Annotated in this window: 13 protein-coding genes; 7 read left to right on the top strand and 6 right to left on the bottom strand. The window is 72.2% G+C overall.

Annotated elements, in window-relative coordinates; translation table 11 throughout:
- Positions 1 to 177 precede the first annotated feature (177 nt).
- From IE180_RS09105 to IE180_RS09095, 3 genes are all read right to left on the bottom strand, one after another.
- Complete coding sequence (locus tag IE180_RS09105) at positions 178 to 1653, bottom strand: serine/threonine-protein kinase (protein ID WP_190156375.1); 1476 nt, start codon at positions 1651 to 1653, stop codon at positions 178 to 180.
- 118 nt (positions 1654 to 1771) lie between these two features.
- A complete protein-coding gene (locus IE180_RS37125) occupies positions 1772 to 2002 on the bottom strand; it encodes a hypothetical protein (protein ID WP_190156265.1) in 231 nt (76 codons plus the stop codon).
- Between the two features lie 91 nt (positions 2003 to 2093).
- Positions 2094 to 4241 (bottom strand): glycoside hydrolase family 9 protein, encoded by a 2148-nt coding sequence (locus IE180_RS09095; RefSeq protein WP_190156264.1) that lies wholly within the window; start codon positions 4239 to 4241, stop codon positions 2094 to 2096.
- Between the two features lie 380 nt (positions 4242 to 4621).
- Here IE180_RS09095 and IE180_RS09090 point away from each other — a divergent pair, with 380 nt between their 5' ends.
- From IE180_RS09090 to IE180_RS09060, 7 genes are all read left to right on the top strand, one after another.
- The gene (locus IE180_RS09090) at positions 4622 to 5884 is read left to right on the top strand and encodes an SLC13 family permease (RefSeq protein WP_373302709.1); all 1263 of its coding nucleotides are present in this window, start codon (positions 4622 to 4624) and stop codon (positions 5882 to 5884) included.
- A gap of 3 nt (positions 5885 to 5887) precedes the next feature.
- Positions 5888 to 6406 (top strand): universal stress protein, encoded by a 519-nt coding sequence (locus tag IE180_RS09085; protein ID WP_190156263.1) that lies wholly within the window; start codon positions 5888 to 5890, stop codon positions 6404 to 6406.
- A 738-nt stretch (positions 6407 to 7144) separates the two neighbouring features.
- Positions 7145 to 8146 carry an ABC transporter substrate-binding protein gene (locus tag IE180_RS09080; RefSeq protein ID WP_190156262.1) on the top strand — a complete coding sequence of 334 codons (1002 nt, stop codon included), beginning with the start codon at positions 7145 to 7147 and terminating at the stop codon, positions 8144 to 8146.
- A 65-nt stretch (positions 8147 to 8211) separates the two neighbouring features.
- Positions 8212 to 9771 (top strand): sugar ABC transporter ATP-binding protein, encoded by a 1560-nt coding sequence (locus IE180_RS09075; protein ID WP_190156261.1) that lies wholly within the window; start codon positions 8212 to 8214, stop codon positions 9769 to 9771.
- Positions 9768 to 10883 (top strand): ABC transporter permease, encoded by a 1116-nt coding sequence (locus IE180_RS09070; protein ID WP_190156260.1) that lies wholly within the window; start codon positions 9768 to 9770, stop codon positions 10881 to 10883. The genes IE180_RS09075 and IE180_RS09070 overlap by 4 nt, the downstream gene beginning before the upstream one ends.
- Positions 10880 to 11887 carry a galactofuranose ABC transporter, permease protein YjfF gene (yjfF, locus tag IE180_RS09065; protein WP_190156259.1) on the top strand — a complete coding sequence of 336 codons (1008 nt, stop codon included), beginning with the start codon at positions 10880 to 10882 and terminating at the stop codon, positions 11885 to 11887. Before IE180_RS09070 ends, yjfF begins: the two co-directional genes overlap by 4 nt.
- A gap of 97 nt (positions 11888 to 11984) precedes the next feature.
- The gene (locus IE180_RS09060; RefSeq protein WP_190156258.1) at positions 11985 to 13055 is read left to right on the top strand and encodes an aldose epimerase family protein; all 1071 of its coding nucleotides are present in this window, start codon (positions 11985 to 11987) and stop codon (positions 13053 to 13055) included.
- A 75-nt stretch (positions 13056 to 13130) separates the two neighbouring features.
- Here the strand turns inward: IE180_RS09060 and mmsB are convergent, their stop codons facing one another.
- The 3 genes from mmsB to chvE are packed head-to-tail and all read right to left on the bottom strand — an operon-like array spanning position 13131 to position 17130.
- Positions 13131 to 14375, bottom strand: coding sequence for a multiple monosaccharide ABC transporter permease (mmsB, locus tag IE180_RS09055; protein ID WP_190156257.1), 1245 nt, complete (start codon positions 14373 to 14375; stop codon positions 13131 to 13133).
- Positions 14372 to 16024, bottom strand: coding sequence for a multiple monosaccharide ABC transporter ATP-binding protein (mmsA, locus tag IE180_RS09050; protein ID WP_308434384.1), 1653 nt, complete (start codon positions 16022 to 16024; stop codon positions 14372 to 14374). The genes mmsB and mmsA overlap by 4 nt, the downstream gene beginning before the upstream one ends.
- On the bottom strand, positions 16021 to 17130 hold the full coding sequence (gene chvE, locus IE180_RS09045; RefSeq protein WP_190156256.1) for a multiple monosaccharide ABC transporter substrate-binding protein: 1110 nt from the start codon (positions 17128 to 17130) through the stop codon (positions 16021 to 16023). Before chvE ends, mmsA begins: the two co-directional genes overlap by 4 nt.
- Between the last annotated feature and the right edge of the window lie 239 nt (positions 17131 to 17369).

The raw sequence follows: 17369 nt of genomic DNA, 5'->3' as shown, positions 1-17369 counted from the left end.
GACGGGCCGGGCGAGGCAGCGGTCCTGGGCACGGGTGCGGACGGTCGAAGCCTCGTCCTCGTACCCTCTGCCGACCGGGAGGGGACGGAGGGTGGCCTCGTCGCGTCGTCGGCGGCAGCACCTTGATCATCCGCCCGGTGCGCGGGCGGGGCGGGGCGGATGTCGGGCGTCCGGTGGTCAGAGGTAGTCGACGTGGACGTGCGGGGCGCAGCGGGTGACGGCCTCGCGCAGCTGTCCCCGCAGCGTGGTGGTCGTGGTGCCGATCGGCCGGGGCACGGTGATGGTGACCCAGTCCGGGTACCGGGGCTCGACGCCCTGGCGGGGGAGCGGCAGCGGGGCGCCCCAGCGCAGTCTGAGGAGCAGGTGCACGTGCGGGCCCTTGGCGGCCGGTGGGCGGCCGGCGGCGACGACGTCCGTCCACGGGATGGTGACGAACGGGTCGTCCTTGCGGGTGCCGCGCAGGCTGCGGACGGTGAGGCCGGGCGTCTCTACGGTCACGGTGTGGGGGCGGGCCAGGACGAGCGCGACGCGGAGCGCGAGCGCGGCCAGTGCCACCGGAGCCCAGAGCCGGAGGCTCTGCCCGTTGTCGTACTTCGTGTAGTCGGTCTGCCAGGCCCCGAGGGCGACCAGGGCCGCGAACAGCGCGCCGGCCAGGGTCCAGGCGAGTCCGGCGAGTTTGCGTCCGGGGGTGGCCTCGAAGACGACGGGGGAGGGTGGGGCCACGACGGCGGGCGCCACCGGCACCGGCGCGGGCGCCTGCGGTGCGGGGGCCTTCGGCGGCGCGGCCAGGGCGGGATCGGGGGTCGGGGCGGGGGCCGGGACCGGCATGGGCGTCGGGACCGGTGCGTGGGCACGCAGTTCGGCCAGGAGGCCGGGCGCGGTGGGCCGGTTCGCCGGGTCCTTGGCGAGGCAGGAGCCGACCATCGCGCGCAGTGCCTCCGGCACCGCCGACAGGTCCGGCTCGGCGTGCACGGCCCGGTAGAGCAGACTCATTGCCGGGCCCTCGCCGAAGGCGCTGCCGCCCGCGGCGTGCACCAGGAGCGCGCCGAGGGCGAACAGGTCGCAGGCGGGTCCGACGGTGCCCTGTTCGATCTGTTCGGGCGCGAGGAAGCCGGCTGTGCCGATGACGGTGCCGGTGTGGGTGAGGCGGGTGTCGTGGAGGGCGCGGGCGATGCCGAAGTCGAGGACCCGGGGCCCGTCGTCGGACATGATGACGTTGCCCGGCTTGAGGTCGCGGTGCACCACCCCGCAGGCGTGGATCGCGGTCAGCGCCTCGGCGAGTGCCGCGCACAAGGCGTACAGCGCGTCCTCGTCGAACGGCCCGTCCTCGGCGATCGTGCGGTCGAGGTCGCGGCCGGACACGAAGGCGGTGACCATCCAGGGCGGGGTGGCCTCCGGGTCGGCGTCCACGACCTGCGCGGTGTGGAAGCCGCCGACCTGTCGTGCGGCGGCGATCTCGCTGCGGAAACGAGTGCGGAAGCCCTCGTCGGCGGCGAGTCCGGCGCGGGCCACCTTGACGGCGACCAGCCGGCCGCCGGGCGAACGGCCCTGGTAGACCCGGCCCATGCCGCCCTCGCCGAGCTTGCCGATGATCTCGTACCCCCCGACCGTGCGCGGATCGTCGGGCCCCAGGCCCTGTCCCGGCTCGTGCATGGACACCCCCGAAATGTCGTTGACGGTCCTCGGGGAGAATGCGCCCCGGGTGTCACCATTTTGACGTACCGTCAGTCGACTTGGCCGGGCTTACCGGGACTTGCGGAAGACCGACTGATCACCTCCAGCGTCTTCTGTCCAGGGTGAGGACGGCTTCGGTGACGACGGCCATGCGGTGGGGGCTGATGCGGGCTCCGCGCAAGATCTGCCAGGCTTCGGGCGGGCCGGCCACGTGGTGGGCGAGCACGCTGAACGTGCCCGAGTCGGCGGCCGTCGCCGGTGGCGCCGCCGTGGTGGGTCCGGCGAGTGCGGCTGCCGCCGCCGTCAGGCAGCCGAGGAGCCGGCGCACGGGGAGGCGCCTGGTGGTGGGGGTTCCGGCCGGGGTGCGGCGCGGGCCGGGGCCGGGCGGTCGCTTCCGCCCGGCCCCGGCCGGCCGCGGATCAGGTGCAGGCGCTTCCGTTGAGCGTGAAGGCCGTGGGGGAGGGATTCGCGCCCGGGTGGGTGCCCTGGATCCCGAAGCTCGCGGTCGCGCCGGGTGCGATCGCCCGGTTCCAGCCGGCGTCGCGGGCGCTCACGGCCGTGCCGCTCTGGGTGACGGTGGCGTTCCAGGCGCTCGTGACGCGCTGACCGCCCGGATAGGCCCAGGTCAGCTGCCAGCCGTCCACGGCCGTCGGGCCGGTGTTCCTGACGGTGACGGTCGCGGTGAAGCCGGTGTTCCAGACGTTGTCCACCGTGTACGTCACCGCGCAGGCGGCGGTGGGCGGTTCGCCGCCGGTGGAGGTCCGCTCGGCGGCGTAGGCGGCGAGCCAGGCCAGCGGGGCGTTCCAGTTGATCGCCACCTCGTTGGTCGAGTACGAGCCGATGTCGTCGATGTAGCAGGCGGCGGGCGCGCAGCCGGTCAGCTTCTCCTGCGCGACCGGGTCCTGGAGCGCGCTGTCGGGACCGCCCGCGAGCGACCCGGCCGGCGGGTGGGGCAGGGCGGCGTCCAACTGGTGGGCCCAGAAGCGGTGGTGCTGGTTCTGCGAGGACGTCTCGCCGTGGCCGGTCACGTAGGACTGGCCGAGGGCGTTGCGGCCGAGCAGGTAGTCCATGGCCTCCAGTGCGCCGGCGCGGTAGCGCCCGTCGCCCGTCAGCTCGCCGGCGACGGCCATGACGACCGCGTCGTCGGCGACCTCGCCGTTCGAGCCCCAGAAGTACCCGTCCGCCGGGACGGGCACGGCGTAGCCCTGGGCGGCCATCCTGGACAGGTAGCCGTCGGCGGCCGCCGTCACCGAGGCCCTGATCCGGGCCAGGTCGGACGCGGGCAGGCCGTTGGGGACGGTGGCCAGGACGAGCCGGCCGAGTGCGGCCGTGTCCGCCCAGCCGAAGCCGTACGGGCTGAACGCGTCGGCGGAGGTGTGCCAGGGCGAGGAGGTGACCGCGTCCCGGTAGGCGCTCTCGCCGGTCGTCGCGTACAGCTCGGCGGCCGCCCAGTAGAACTCGTCGGTGACCTTCGTGTCGCCGTAGGCTCCGCCGCCCGTGCTGTCCGAGTCCGGTGCGTACAGGGCGGGGTGGGACTGTGCCGCGGTCCAGGCCCGGCGGGCGGCCGACAGGCACCGGTCGGCGTACGCGGAGTCGTACGGGCGGAAGACCCGGGCGCACTGCGCGGCGGCCGCCGCGAGGTTGAGGGTCGCCGCCGTGGACGGCCGGTGCAGCTCGCGGGGCTGCGCGTCCTGGTCGGGGCGCAGCGGCATGCCGGTCCAGGCCGCGTCGTGGACCTTGTGGAAGGCCATGCCCGCGTACGGCCTGCCGTCAGGCACCTGCATGCGCATCAGGAAGTCGAGCTCCCACCGGGCCTCGTCGAGGACGTCGGGCATTCCGTTGCCGCGTTCGGGGACGCGCAGGGTCGAGTCGCCCAGCGCGGCGTCCCTGCCGGCCCGCTTGGCCCGCTCGAAGGAGTTGACGACCAGCCAGGTGGAGATGCCGCCGTTGACCACGTACTTGCCGTGGTCGCCCGCGTCGTACCAGCCACCCCTGACGTCCTGCGTGTAGTCGCACACGGTGGCCTGGCACGGGACGGACGTGTCGCCCTGGTTGGGCGCGACGCCGAGGTGTCCGGCCGGGCGCGCGTACGCGGAGCCCACGAGGGAGGCGTCGATCGCGATGCCGCTGCGCTGGTGGTGGAAGAACGCCATCGAGTCGGAACGCAAGGCGTCGTAGAGGTCTGCGCGGATGTCGAAGGGCGCGCTGCTGTTGCCGTCCACGGCCAGGACGTATCCCGAGCCCGTGGTGCGGTACGAGGAGAAGTCGGCCACCTGGACGGACTGTCCGGAGGGGGCGTCCGCGCCGCGCGGGACCGTCGATCCGGAGGCGACCAGGGCGCCGGACGCGTTCCGCAGCTGCCAGGTGAGCGCCTGCGTCGCCGTGGTGACGACGGTGGCGCGCTTGGGCCCGTCGGGCAGGTAGCCGACCTGGTTGACGCGTACGGCCGTGGTGGCCGCCGTCGCGGCGGTGGCGCTCGCCACGGCCGGCGCGGTCGTGAGGCCGCCGAGGAGGAGGGCGCCCGTCAGCAGGGCGGTGGAGAGGCGTAAGGGGCGAGAGGGCGGCATGTGCGGCTCCTGGGTGTCGTCGGGGGAATCGGCGGGGCGGGCCGGTCCGCGCGGGCAGGCCCGTCCGCCAGGAGGCGGAGGCGGTCGCCTCCGGCCGGCCGGGACGGCGCTGGGGGACCGCGCTCAAGCGAAGTGGGCATGTCAAACAATCCCTCTTCGCCTCCTGTGCGTGGGAGCGCTCCCAAACGAGGGTGCGTCGAACAGCGGTCGAGGGGGACGGAGATCTGAGCGCAGGTTAGTGAGGCCCGCCGCGCACCGTCAACGGGATCGACGCGGTGGCGCGAAGTCGACCGTCCGGCCGGTCCGCGGGAGGTGACGCCCGTGCGGGTAGCGTTCGGCACGATGGCGCAGGCGGTCGACCGCCGTTACGGAAGGACCCGATTCTGAACGCTCAGCTCGCGGAGGCCCTGTCCGCGACCCTGCTCGTCCTCGTGCTGGCCTGTGCGGTCGTCCGTCCCTTCGGGTGGCCGGAGGCGGTCGTGGCCGTCCCGGCCGCGGTCCTGGTGATCGCCACCGGGGCCCTCTCCCTCGACGACGCCCTGGCCGAGGCGGAACGGCTCGGACCGGTGATCGGCTTCCTGGCGGCCGTCCTGGTGCTGGCTCAGCTCTGCGACGACGAAGGGCTGTTCCAGGCCTGCGGGGCGTGGATGGCGCGTACGGCGGCGGGCCGGCCGCGTCGGCTGCTCGCCCAGGTGTTCCTGGCCGCGTCGGCGATCACGGCCGTGCTCAGCCTGGACGCCACGGTCGTGCTGCTGACCCCCGTGGTGTTCGCCACCGCGGCCCGCATCGGGGCCCGTCCCAAACCGCACGTGTACGCCTGCACCCACCTGTCGAACACCGCCTCCCTGCTGCTGCCCGTCTCCAACCTCACCAACCTGCTCGCCTTCACGGCCAGCGGGTTGAGCTTCACCCGGTTCGCCGCGCTGATGGCCCTGCCGTGGGCGGCGGCGATCGGCGTCGAGTACCTGGTCTTCCGGCGCTTCTTCGCCACCGACCTGGACGCCGGGGCACGGGCCCCCGCCGCCGTCGAACCGCCGCCGCTGCCCCTGTTCGCCCTGGTGACCGTGGGATGCACGCTCGCGGGCTTCGTGCTGACCTCGGCGGTCGGCGTCGACCCGGCGTGGGCCGCCCTGGCAGGGGCGCTCGCCCTCGCCGTACGGGCCCTCGTCCGCCGCCGCACCACTCCCCGCGCACTGGTCCGTGCCGCCTCCGTTCCCTTCCTGGCCTTCGTCCTGGCCCTCGGGATCGTGGTCCTGGCGGTGGTGGACAACGGTCTCGACGACGCCCTGGGGCACCTCGTCCCCGACGGCACCGGCCTGCCGGAACTCCTCGCCCTCGCCGGACTGGCCGCCGTCCTCGCGAACGTCATCAACAACCTGCCCGCCGTCCTGGTGCTCCTGCCGCTGACCGCCCCCTCGGGCCCCGGCGCCGTCCTCGCCGTCCTGCTCGGGGTGAACATCGGCCCCAACCTCACCTACGCCGGTTCGCTGGCCACCCTGCTGTGGCGGCGCATCGTCCACGCCCACGACGGGGAGGTGGAGCTGAAGGAGTTCACCCGCCTCGGCGTGTACGCGGTGCCCGCGAGCCTGGCCGCCGCAGTCCTGGCACTGTGGCTCTCACTGACCGTCACCGGAGGAGGCTGACCCATGGCCGTGGTCGTCTGGATCGTCGAGGGCACCTGGCCCGCCTGCGTGGACGCCGCCCGGGCCCACACGCCCGCGGATGCCGACATCGTCCTCCTGCACGTCACCCCCGCCGACGTCCCGGGCGCCGCGCACGGCGCCTTCGCCGGACTCCTCGGCCGCGGCCACCCCGGGGCGCACCGCCCGGCCGAAGGATGGGGGAGGGACCCCGGCACGCGCCTGGAACACGTCGCCGCCGCCTCCGCGCGGCAGTTGCTCCAGGACGCCGCCGACCGCCTGGGCCGCCCCTGCGCGCGCACCGAGCGCACCGGCCGCGTCGAGCGCGAGGTCGTCGCCGCGGCCGAGGGCGGCGACCTGCTGATCCTGGCCCGGGACGGCGACCGCACCCACCTCGGACCGCACAGTCTCGGCCCCGCCGCGCGCTTCGTCGTCGACCACGCTCCCTGTCCGGTGCTGCTGGTGTGGCCCGAGCCCGCGCCGGGGCTCCCCGCCCCGCCCCCTCCACCGGGTCACACCGACTGACGGGCGGCGAAGAACCGCGTCCCGGGCACCGGCGGAGAGGACGCCGTCGGCCGGCGGCGGGGGCGGGGCCGGATGCGCGCGGCCTGCTCCCTCGCGAGCCCGGCCATGGGCCGAGAGGCCTCCCGTGGCCGGACGGGGGCGGGGACGGGGCGGGGACGGGGGCGGGGACGCGATGCCGGCGCCGGACCTCGACCCGTGCTCGCCGGGCTCCGACCCGCGCCCGCCGGACCTCGACCCGTGCCCGCCGAGGGCCGACGACTTCACCGGGCCCAGCGGGCCCCACGGGCGGCACCTGTGGTGAGGGAGCCGGTTTCCGGGGGAAGGAAATGATCATGATTGTTAACGCTCACAACTTTCGGGTCGACGCCCTGGGTCGAGTGGTCGCATCGGGTCTGCGGGCGGGGGAGGGGCCCTTGGGTCCGGCCCAGGTCGCACGGGGGCGCCGGGAGGGCCGTACTTCCTCGGCAACTGCACGCCCCTGCGGGCTTCCGGGTCTCTCCGCGCCCCATCGCCGGCCGGCCCCTGCGCGTCAAGAACGGGTAACGGCCGTACGAGCCCTTGAGTTACGGCTCTGTTAGCGCTCACAATGTGTCGCGTTCGCCAGCTCGCCGGTCGTCGGGGCCGACGTTTCGTCCTGCCCCGCCCGGCTCGACCACCCCTGCGCAGCCACGCCTTCACGGTGCCCCTCGCCTTCAGGGCCCCGCCTGGTACGACGCACGTCCCGAGAGGAACCACGACATGGCCCACAGAGCCCTCCGCGTCATCGCCGCCGCCGCCCTGGTCGGCAGCGCGCTGACCGCCTGCACCACCGAGCCCGCGACCACCGGCAGCCCCGGCGGCACCGGCAAGGGCGCCTCCGACGGCAAGCTGGTGCTCGGGTTCGCCCAGGTGGGAGCCGAGAGCGGCTGGCGCACCGCCAACACCAGGTCCGTCCGCGAGGCGGCCGAGAAGGCCGGCATCACGCTGAAGTTCTCCGACGCGCAGCAGAAGCAGGAGAACCAGATCAAGGCGATCCGCACCTTCATCCAGCAGAAGGTGGACGTCATCGCCTTCTCGCCGGTGGTGGAGTCCGGCTGGGACACCGTCCTGAAGGAGGCCAAGAACGCCGGCATCCCCGTGATCCTCACCGACCGCGCCGTCGACTCGCAGGACACCTCCCTCTACCGGACCTTCCTCGGCTCCGACTTCGTCAAGGAGGGCCGGGAGGCCGGCGAGTGGCTCGTGAAGGAGTACGAGGGCACCTCGGCGCCGGTCAACCTCGTCGAGCTCCAGGGCACCACCGGCTCCGCCCCCGCCAACGACCGCAAGGCCGGCTTCGCCGACGTCATCAAGGGGGACCCCAAGTTCAAGGTCGTCGCCTCTCAGACCGGGGACTTCACCCGCGCCAAGGGCAAGGAGGTCATGCAGGCCTTCCTCAAGTCCCACGAGGACATCGACGTCCTGTACGCCCACAACGACGACATGGCCCTGGGAGCCATCCAGGCCATCGAAGAAGCGGGCAAGAAGCCGGGCGTCGACATCAAGGTGATCTCCGTCGACGGCATCAAGGACGCCTTCGTCGCCATGCGGGAGAAGAAGATCAACGTGGTGGTCGAGTGCAACCCGCTCCTCGGCGACCAGCTCATGGAACTCGCCAAGAAGGTCGCGGCGGGGGAGAGCGTCCCGCGACGGGTCGAGGTCAAGGAAGGCGTCTACACCCAGGACCAGGCCGCGGCCGCGCTTCCCGGTCGCCAGTACTGACCTTCCGCCCGCACCCGGTCGGGGCGGCCCTCGTGCCGCCCCGACCCCTCAGGAGAGGAGGGCGGATGGCAGCCCCACCCACCCCTCGCACGCCCACCCGCACCGGCCGGCCCGTCCTGGAGGCCCACGGCATCCGCAAGGCCTTCCCCGGCGTCCTCGCCCTCGACGGCGTGGACCTGCGCCTCTTCCCGGGCGAGGTCCACGCGCTGATGGGCGAGAACGGCGCCGGCAAGTCGACCCTCATCAAGGTGCTCACCGGGGTCCACCCGCCCGACGCGGGAACGGTCTCCGTCGACGGCGCTCCCCAGCGGTTCGCCGAACCGCTGGAAGCACAGCACGCCGGAATCAGCACGGTCTACCAGGAGGTGAACCTGTGCCCCAACCTCTCCGTCGCCGAGAACATCCTCATCGGCCGTGAACCCCGACGCCTGGGACTCGTCCACTGGTCGGCCCTCCACCGGCGCGCGGCACGGCTCATCACCGAGCTGGAACTCGACCTCGACGTCCGCCTGCCGCTGAGCGCGCACTCCCTCGCCGTCCAGCAGCTCGTCGCGATCGTGCGTGCCGTGGACGTCCGGGCGAAGGTGCTCGTCCTGGACGAGCCCACCTCCAGCCTCGACCGGGACGAAGTCGCCCAACTGTTCGCCCTGGTGCGCCGGCTGCGCGACCGGGGCGTCGCGATCCTCTTCGTCACCCACTTCCTCGACCAGGTCTTCGACCTGTGCGACCGGGTGACCGTCCTGCGGAACGGCCGGCTGGAAGGCGAGCACCGGATCGACGAACTGACCCCCGTCACCCTCGTGCACCGCATGGTCGGCGGCGAACTGCGCACCCTCGACGAACTCGCGGAGACGTCGCACACCGGCACCGCCGCCCCCGTCCCCGCGGACACCCCCTTCCTGAGCGCCCGCGGACTCGCCCGGGCCGGTGCCGTCCAGCCGTACGACCTGGACATCCACCGCGGCGAGGTCATCGGCCTGGCAGGACTCCTCGGATCCGGACGCACCGAGGCGGCCCGGCTGCTCTTCGGCGCCGACCACGCCGACGGGGGCGAGCTGCGGATCGACGGCGAGCGCGCCGTCCTGCGCTCGCCGCGCGCCGCGATCGCCCGCAAGATCGCCTTCTGCTCGGAGAACCGCAAGGCGGAGGGCCTGATCGGCGAACTCACGGTCCGCGAGAACATCGTGATGGCCCTGCAAGCCGCACGCGGCTGGACCAAGCCCCTCTCCCGCACCCGGCAGGACGAGATCGCCGCCCGCTGGACCGAGGTCCTCGACATCCGCCCGGCCGACCCCGAGGCGCAGGTCCGCAACCTCAGCGGGGGCAACCAGCAGAAGGTGCTCCTCGCCCGGTGGCTGCTCACCGACCCCCGGCTGCTGATCCTGGACGAGCCCACCCGGGGCATCGACATCGGCGCCAAGACGGAGATCCAGAAACTGGTCACCCGCCTGGCCGCGGAGGGCACCGCCGTCCTCTTCATCTCCGCGGAACTCGAGGAAGTGCTGCGGCTGAGCCACCGGGTCGGCGTGCTGCGCGACCACCGGCTCGTCGCCACCCTCCCCAACGACACGTCCCTGACGCCCGACCGGATCCTGGGCGCCATCGCCACCGGAGCCACCTCATGACACCACCTGACGACACCGGCTCCGGGGGGCGTCCGGCCCGGACGCCCGGCGTCCGGCGGCTCGCCGAGCACCGCCTGTTCTGGCCCGCCGCCGTCCTGGCCGCCCTCCTGCTGGGGAACGTCGCGCTCACCCACGACTTCTTCGCCGTCCGCGTCCAGAACGGGCACCTGTACGGCAGCCTGATCGACATCCTCCAGTTCGGCGCCCCCCTGGTCCTGGTGTCGCTCGGCATGACGCTGGTCATCGCCACCCGGGGCATCGACCTGTCGGTCGGCTCGACGGTCGCCATCGCCGGAGCCCTCGCGTGCGAGCACATCGCCACCGCGAAGGACCCCGGAAGTCCGCCCACCGTCCTGTCGGCGGTCGTGGTGGCGGTCGGCGTGGCCGCCGCGATCGGACTGCTGAACGGCTTCCTCGTCGCCCGGCTCGGCGTCCAGCCCATCGTCGCCACGCTGGTCCTCATGGTCGCGGGGCGGGGCGTGGCCCAGCTGATCACCGACGGCCAGATCATCAGCGTGTCCAGCGGCGCCTACAAGATGATCGGCGGCGGCTACTGGCTTACCCTCCCGTTCGCCGTCCTGCTGGCCGCGGCCCTCGTCGCGGTGACCTCCCTCGTCACCCGGCGGACCGCGCTCGGCATGCTGATCGAATCGGTGGGCGGCAACCCGGTCGCGAGCCGGCTCGTCGGGATCCGGGCGGCCGGGCTCCTGGTCACGGTCTACGTCGTGAGCGCCGTGTGCGCCGCGGTGGCCGGCCTGATGATCAGCTCCAACGTCTCCAGCGCCGACGGCAACAACGCGGGCCTGTGGATCGAGCTGGACGCCATCCTCGCCGTGGTCATCGGCGGCACCGCCCTCACGGGCGGTCGTTTCTCCCTCGGCGGGACGGTCCTGGGCGCGCTGGTCATCCAGACCCTCTCGACCACGATCTACACCCTCGGCGTACCGCCGGAGACCACCCTCGTCTTCAAGGCCCTGGTCGTCATCGTCGTGTGTCTCGTCCAGTCGCCCGCGTTCCGCGCGCGGCTCTCGCGCCGTCGCCGACCGGCCGCCCCGGGCCCGGCCCCCGCGACCGGCGACGTGGCGGCCCGCCGTCAGGAGGTCCACCCGTGAGCACCGCCCTCAGCTCCCTCACCGGGCCGCTCCAGCGGTTCTCGGCACGGCACGCCACCCGTCTGCCGCTCGTGGTGACGGCCACCCTGCTGGTCGCGATGTTCTCGATCGGCTCCCTGCGGTACGAAGGCTTCTTCTCCGCGCAGGTCCTGCTCAACGTCCTGATCGACAACGGCTTCCTGCTCGTCGTGGCGATCGGCATGACGTTCGTCGTCCTCGCCGGGGGGATCGATCTGTCCGTCGGCTCCATGGTGGCCCTGTCGACCATGCTGACGGCCTGGCTCGTCGAACGGAACGGCGTGCCGCTCGCCCTGGCGGTGCCGCTGGTCCTGCTGGTGGGAGCAGGAGGCGGCGCCCTCATGGGCTGGGTGATCCACGCCTTCGAGATCCAGCCCTTCATCGTCACCCTCGCGGGCATGTTCCTCGCCCGGGGCCTCTGCTACACGATCAGCACGGAGTCCATCCCCCTCACCGACCCGACGGCCACGCGGATCGCCCAGACGCGGGTGCTCCTGCCCGGGGGGCTGTTCGTCTCACCCGCCGTGGTCATCGCCCTGACCGTGCTGGCGCTCGCCTTCGTCGTCCTCCACCACACCCGCTTCGGCCGCACCGTCTACGCCCTGGGCGGCAACGAGTCCTCGGCCCGTCTCATGGGCCTGCCCGTGGGACGCACCAAGATCGCGGTGTACGCCGTGAGCGGCCTGTGCTCCGCCCTCGGCGGTCTGCTGATGACCTTCTACATGCTGTCCGGCTACGCCCTGCACGCCGTCGGCATGGAACTCGACGCCATCGCGGCCGCCGTCATCGGGGGGACGCTGCTGACCGGGGGCTCCGGCTTCGTCCTGGGGACCGCGCTGGGCGTGACGGTCCTCGGCCTGATCCAGACCGTCGTCAGCTTCCAGGGCACGCTCAGCTCGTGGTGGACGCGCATCGTCATCGGCGGCCTGTTGTTCGTCTTCATCCTCCTCCAACGGCTCTTCGGCGGTTCCCGCCCGGCGGAATGACCTCCCGGCCGAACCCGCCCGCGTACGTCCGTCCCCGGGAGGGGCAGGGTCCCCCCTGCCCCTCCCGGGCGTACCCCACTCCGGACAAGGAACTCCCATGAACCCTTCCCCGCCCCCCTTCTCCGGCGGTCCGCCGGTCCGCCGCCCCGGCAGGGGTGCCGGGCACCGATGGACCTTCGGCTTTCCCGGCGGACTCACGGCGGAGGTGGACACCCGCGGCGCCCGCCTCCACGGACTGTGGGTGCCGGACCGGCACGGCATCCCGGCCGACGTCGTCCTCGCTCCCCGCGACCCGGCTCAGACGGCCGCAGCCGCCCGGTACTTCGGAGCCACCGTCGGCCGCTACGCCAACCGCATCGCACGAGGCCGGTTCTCCCTGGACGGGAAGACGTACCGGCTGACCGCCCAGGAGAACGGCCACTGCCTGCACGGCGGGACCGACGGCTTCGACACCCGGCTCTGGGAAGCCGAAAGCGTGCACACCCCGGAGTGGACCGGTGTGCTCCTGCACCTCCGCAGCCCCGACGGCGACCAGGGGTTCCCGGGAAACCTGGACGTCACCGTCAGCTGCCTCGTCGGCCGCGGAAACGAACTCTCCTTCTCGTACGCCGCGGTCACCGACGCGCCCACCGTGGTCAACCTGACCAACCACGCCTACTTCAACCTCGAAGGCGAGGACGCCGGCGACGTCCTCGGCCACGAGCTGGCCGTCGACGCCGACCACTACACGCCGGTCGACGGGGAACTCATCCCCTGCGGGGACCACCGCCCCGTCTCCGGCACCGCGTTCGACCTCCGCCGGCCGCTCGGGATCGCCGAGGCCCAGGCCCGGCCCGGGGCGGGCGGCGGGTACGACCACAACTTCGTCCTGGGCCCGTACGACGACGACGACACGCTCCGCCGGGCCGCCGTCCTCCACGCACCGTCCACGGGCCGCCGCATGGAGGTGCTGACCACGGAGCCCGGGCTCCAGGTCTACACCGCGGGGCAGTTCGACGGGACGGTCCTCGGCAAGAGCGGTACGCCCTACCGGGCGGGCGCAGGCATCGCGCTGGAGACCCAGCACTTCCCCGACGCCCCGAACCGGCCCGGTGACCCGTCCGCGGTGCTGCGCCCCGGCGAGGAGTACCGGTCGAGGACGGTCCTGCGGTTCGGCACCCGCGGCTGACCGCGTACGAACACGCCGACACGGCTGTGCCCGCCGGTGGGGGAACCGGCGGGCACAGCCGTGTCCGGAGCGGCGTCAGGCGCCCGCCCTGCGCTTGTTCCACACGTCGAAGCCGACCGCCGCGAGCAGCACCAGGCCCTTGATGACCTGCTGCCAGTCGGTGCCCACCCCGACCAGGTTCATGCCGTTGTTGAGCACGCCGAGGACCAGGCCGCCGATGATGGCTCCCAGGACGGTCCCGACGCCACCGCTCATCGACGCCCCGCCGATGAACGCGGCGGCGATGGCCTCCAGTTCGAAGTTCACGCCCGCCTTCGGCGAGGCCGCGTTGAAGCGCGCCGCGAAGACGAGTCCGGCGAGCGCCGCGAGCATCCCCATGTTGAGGAAGACCGCGAAGGTCACCTTCCTGTCCTTGACCCCGGACAGCTTGGCGGCGGGCAGGTTGCCCCCGATCGCGTACACGTGGCGGCCGATCACCGCGTTGCGCATCACGTAGCCGAAGCCGACCAGCAGCGCGGCCAGGATCAGGAGGACCACGGGGGCGCCCTTGTAGCTGGCGAGCAGCAGGGTCGTGACCAGGACCGCGGCGACCAGCGCCGTCACCTTCAGCGCGAACAGGCCCGTGGGGAGCGGCTCCAGGGCGAACTCCCGCTGCCGACGGCGGTCCCGCACCTCCTGGTACACCACGTAGGCGATCAGTCCCAGGCCGAGGACCAGGGTCAGGTTGTGGTAGTTGGTCCGCGGGCCCACCTCCGGCAGGAAGCCGTTGGCGACCTTCTGCAGTCCGTCCGGGAACGGGCCGAGGGTCTGTCCCTTGAGGAAGATCTCCGTGAGTCCGCGGAACAGGAGCATGCCCGCGAGGGTCACGATGAACGACGGTATGCCGACGTACGCGATGAAGAACCCCTGGAGCGCGCCGGCGACGGCTCCGAGGAGCAGGGTGAGGAGCACCGCCACGGGCCAGGAGACGTGGTGCTCGACCATGAGCACCGCCCCGATGCCACCCACCAGGGCCATCAGGGAGCCCACCGACAGGTCGATGTGCCCGGAGATGATGACGATCATCATGCCGATGGCCAGGATGAGGATGTAGCTGTTCTGCAGCACCAGGTTGGAGACGTTGCGCGGCAGCAGGAGGTCGCCGCCCGTCCAGATCTGGAACAGGAGCACGATCAGGCCGAGTGCGAAGAGCATCCCGTACTGGCGCATGTTCCGCCGGACGCCGTCCAGGAGGACCCGGGCCATCGACGTCCCGGCGGACGGGGACCCGTCGCCCGGGGGTGCGGGGGTGGTCGTCTTCGTGCTGACGTCGGTGCTCATGCCTGGTGTCCTTCGCTGGAGGCGGTGCCTGCGGTGCCTGCGGTGGCCGCCGGTGGTGCGGGGGAGTCCTGCGTCATGTGCCGCATCAGCACTTCCTGCGTGGCGTCCTCGCGGGTGACCTCGCCGGTCAGCCGTCCGGCGGCCATGGTGTAGATGCGGTCGCACATGCCGAGCAGTTCGGGCAGCTCGGAGGAGATGAGGAGGATCGCCTTGCCCTCGGCGGCGAGCCGGTCGATCACGGTGTAGATCTCGAACTTGGCTCCCACGTCGACCCCACGTGTGGGCTCGTCGAGGATGAGGACGTCCGGTCCGGCGAGGATCCACTTGCTGAGGACGACCTTCTGCTGGTTGCCGCCGGACAGGCGGCCGACCGGTTCGAGGACGTTCGGAGCCTTGATGTTCATGGTCCGCCGGTACCGCTCGGCCACCTTCCGCTCCTCGTGCCCGTCGACGATTCCGCGGCGGGCGAGGGAGCCGAGGGAGGCGAGCGAGATGTTCCGGCTCACGGAGTCGCCGAGGTCGAGCCCGTAGTGCTTGCGGTCCTCGGTGACGTACGCGATGCCGTGGGCGACCGCCTCGGGAACCGTGCGCGTCCGCACCTCGCGGCCGTCCTTGAACACGGTGCCCCGCTCGTACCGGCCGTAGGAACGGCCGAAGACGCTCATGGCGAGTTCGGTCCGGCCGGCCCCCATGAGCCCCGCCACGCCGACGATCTCGCCGCGGCGGACCTGGAGCGAGACGCCGTCGACCACCTTGCGGCCGCGGTCGAGCGGATGGCGTACGGTCCAGTCCCGGATCCTCAGGACCGGGTCGGCGTCGGCCGGCCCCCCGTACGGCGTGCGGTCGGGGAAGCGGCTGTCGAGGTCCCGCCCCACCATGCCGCGGATGATGCGCTCTTCGGTGGTGGCCGGGTCCCTGACGTCGAGGGTCTCGATGGAGCGGCCGTCGCGCAGGATGGTGACGGAGTCGGCGATCCGGGCGATCTCGTTCAGCTTGTGCGAGATGATGATCGACGTGATGCCCTGGTCCTTCAGCTCTCGCATCAGCCGCAGCAGTTTCGCGCTGTCCTCGTCGTTGAGCGCCGCGGTGGGCTCGTCGAGGATCAGCAGGCGGACGTCCTTCGCCAGCGCCTTCGCGATCTCCACGAGCTGCTGCTTGCCGACACCGATGTCGGCGACCCGGGTCTCCGGGTGTTCGTCGAGCCCGACCCGCCTGAGCAGTTCGGAGGCACGGCGCAGCGCCTCGTGCCAGTCGATGATCCCGTGCCGGGACGGCTCGTTGCCGAGGAAGACGTTCTCGGCGATCGACAGGTGGGGAACGAGCGCGAGCTCCTGGTGGATGATGACGATGCCGCGCTGCTCGCTGGCCCTGATGTCCTTGAAGCGGCACGGCTCGCCGTCCAGGAGGATCTCGCCCCCGTAGCTCCCGTGCGGGTGGACGCCGGACAGGACCTTCATGAGGGTCGACTTTCCCGCGCCGTTCTCTCCGCACAGGGCGTGCACCTCCCCGCGCTCCACGGACAGGGTCACCTCGGAGAGTGCCCTGACCCCGGAAAAGGTCTTGGTGATGGACCGCATCTCCAGGACGGGGCCGGCCGGGGGCGGGGCGGAGAGGGGAGTCCGGGGGGAGCGGGCCGGGACAGGGGTCACCGGAGCTCCTCGGCGTCGATGTAGCCGGAGTCGACCAGGACCTTCCGGTAGTTCGACCGGTCGACGCTGACCGGGTCGAGGAGGAAGGCGGGGACCACCTTCTTGCCGTTGTCGTAGGTGGTGTCGTCGTTGATCTCGGGCTTCTTGCCGGCGAGGACGGCGGTCACCATGTCGGCGGCGACCTGCGCGAGCGCGCGCGTGTCCTTGTAGACGGTCTGCGTCTGCTGGCCCGCGATGATCGACTTCACGGAGGCGACCTCCGCGTCCTGGCCGGTGACGACCGGCAGCGGCTTGGCGGCGCTGCCGTAGTCGTCGGACTTCAGGGCGGACAGGATGCCGATGGAGATGCCGTCGTAGGGGGAGAGCACGGCGTCGACCCGGGCCGTGGAGTACGAGGAGGTCAGCAGGTCGTCCATGCGCTTCTGCGCGGTCCCTCCGTCCCAGCGCAGCGTGGTGACCTGGTTGAGCTGGGTCTGCCGGGAGCGCACGACGAGCTGCTTCTTGTCGAGGTAGGGCTTCAGCACCTTCATGGCGCCGTTGAAGAAGTACTTGGTGTTGTTGTCGTCGTTGGACCCGGCGAACAGCTCGATGTTGAACGGGCCCTTCTTCGAGCCGGCCTTCAGACCCAGTTTCTCGACGATGTACGTGGCCTGGAGCTCGCCGACCTTCTCGTTGTCGAAGGAGGCGTAGTAGTCGACGTGCGGGGAGCCCAGGATCAGCCGGTCGTAGGAGATGACCGGGATGTGGGCGTCCGCCGCCTGCTGCAGGACGTTGGACAGGGCCTCGCCGTTGATGGCGGCCACGACCAGGGCGTCGACGCCCTGGGTGATCATGTTCTCGATCTGGGCGACCTGCTGGTCGGGGTCGTCCTCGCCGTACTGCAGGGTCGTGGAGAAGCCCGCCTTCTTCAGGCTCGCGGTCATGTTCCGGCCGTCGGCGATCCACCTCTCGGAGGACTTGGTGGGCATGGCGATGCCGATGGTGAGGTCCTTCTTGTCCTTCGACTCCTGGCTGCCGCCCTCGCTGTTCTGCCCGCAGGCGGTCAGGAGCAGGGCGCAGCCGGTGGTCACGGCCAGGAGGGCGGATGCGGATCGGAACTTCTTCATGGGCGTTACCTGGCAATCCCGTCGTCGAGGGCGGCTCCGACCGGGACGGGCCGGGCGGCGGCGCGTGTCCTCGCACCACCGGGACGACACCGTTCCGGCTGGGTGGCCAGGGCGTCGGCGCCCCGGTCGAGGTAGATTGTTAGCGCTCACAACAGCGTGATACAAGAGGCGCTAAGGTTTTTCTCGCATCGATACACAGCCGTAAGCAGGGAGAAGGGAGGCGAACGTGGTGCATCCCG

The sequence above is a fragment of the Streptomyces litmocidini genome, assembly GCF_014649755.1.
GTDB classification, from domain to species: domain Bacteria; phylum Actinomycetota; class Actinomycetes; order Streptomycetales; family Streptomycetaceae; genus Streptomyces; species Streptomyces litmocidini.
The sequence above is the reverse complement of the archived record's forward strand: the minus strand, read 5'-3'. Positions and strand labels throughout refer to the sequence as shown.

Bases quoted from the DNA above. Each gene is read 5' to 3' on its own strand.
- IE180_RS09105 (WP_190156375.1), bottom strand. From the start codon at position 1,653: ATGCACGAGCCGGGACAGGGCCTGGGGCCCGACGATCCGCGCACGGTC.
- IE180_RS09095 (WP_190156264.1), bottom strand. From the start codon at position 4,241: ATGCCGCCCTCTCGCCCCTTACGCCTCTCCACCGCCCTGCTGACGGGC.
- IE180_RS09085 (WP_190156263.1), top strand. From the start codon at position 5,888: ATGGCCGTGGTCGTCTGGATCGTCGAGGGCACCTGGCCCGCCTGCGTG.
- IE180_RS09080 (WP_190156262.1), top strand. From the start codon at position 7,145: ATGGCCCACAGAGCCCTCCGCGTCATCGCCGCCGCCGCCCTGGTCGGC.
- IE180_RS09075 (WP_190156261.1), top strand. From the start codon at position 8,212: ATGGCAGCCCCACCCACCCCTCGCACGCCCACCCGCACCGGCCGGCCC.
- IE180_RS09070 (WP_190156260.1), top strand. From the start codon at position 9,768: ATGACACCACCTGACGACACCGGCTCCGGGGGGCGTCCGGCCCGGACG.
- IE180_RS09060 (WP_190156258.1), top strand. From the start codon at position 11,985: ATGAACCCTTCCCCGCCCCCCTTCTCCGGCGGTCCGCCGGTCCGCCGC.
- mmsB (WP_190156257.1), bottom strand. From the start codon at position 14,375: ATGAGCACCGACGTCAGCACGAAGACGACCACCCCCGCACCCCCGGGC.
- chvE (WP_190156256.1), bottom strand. From the start codon at position 17,130: ATGAAGAAGTTCCGATCCGCATCCGCCCTCCTGGCCGTGACCACCGGC.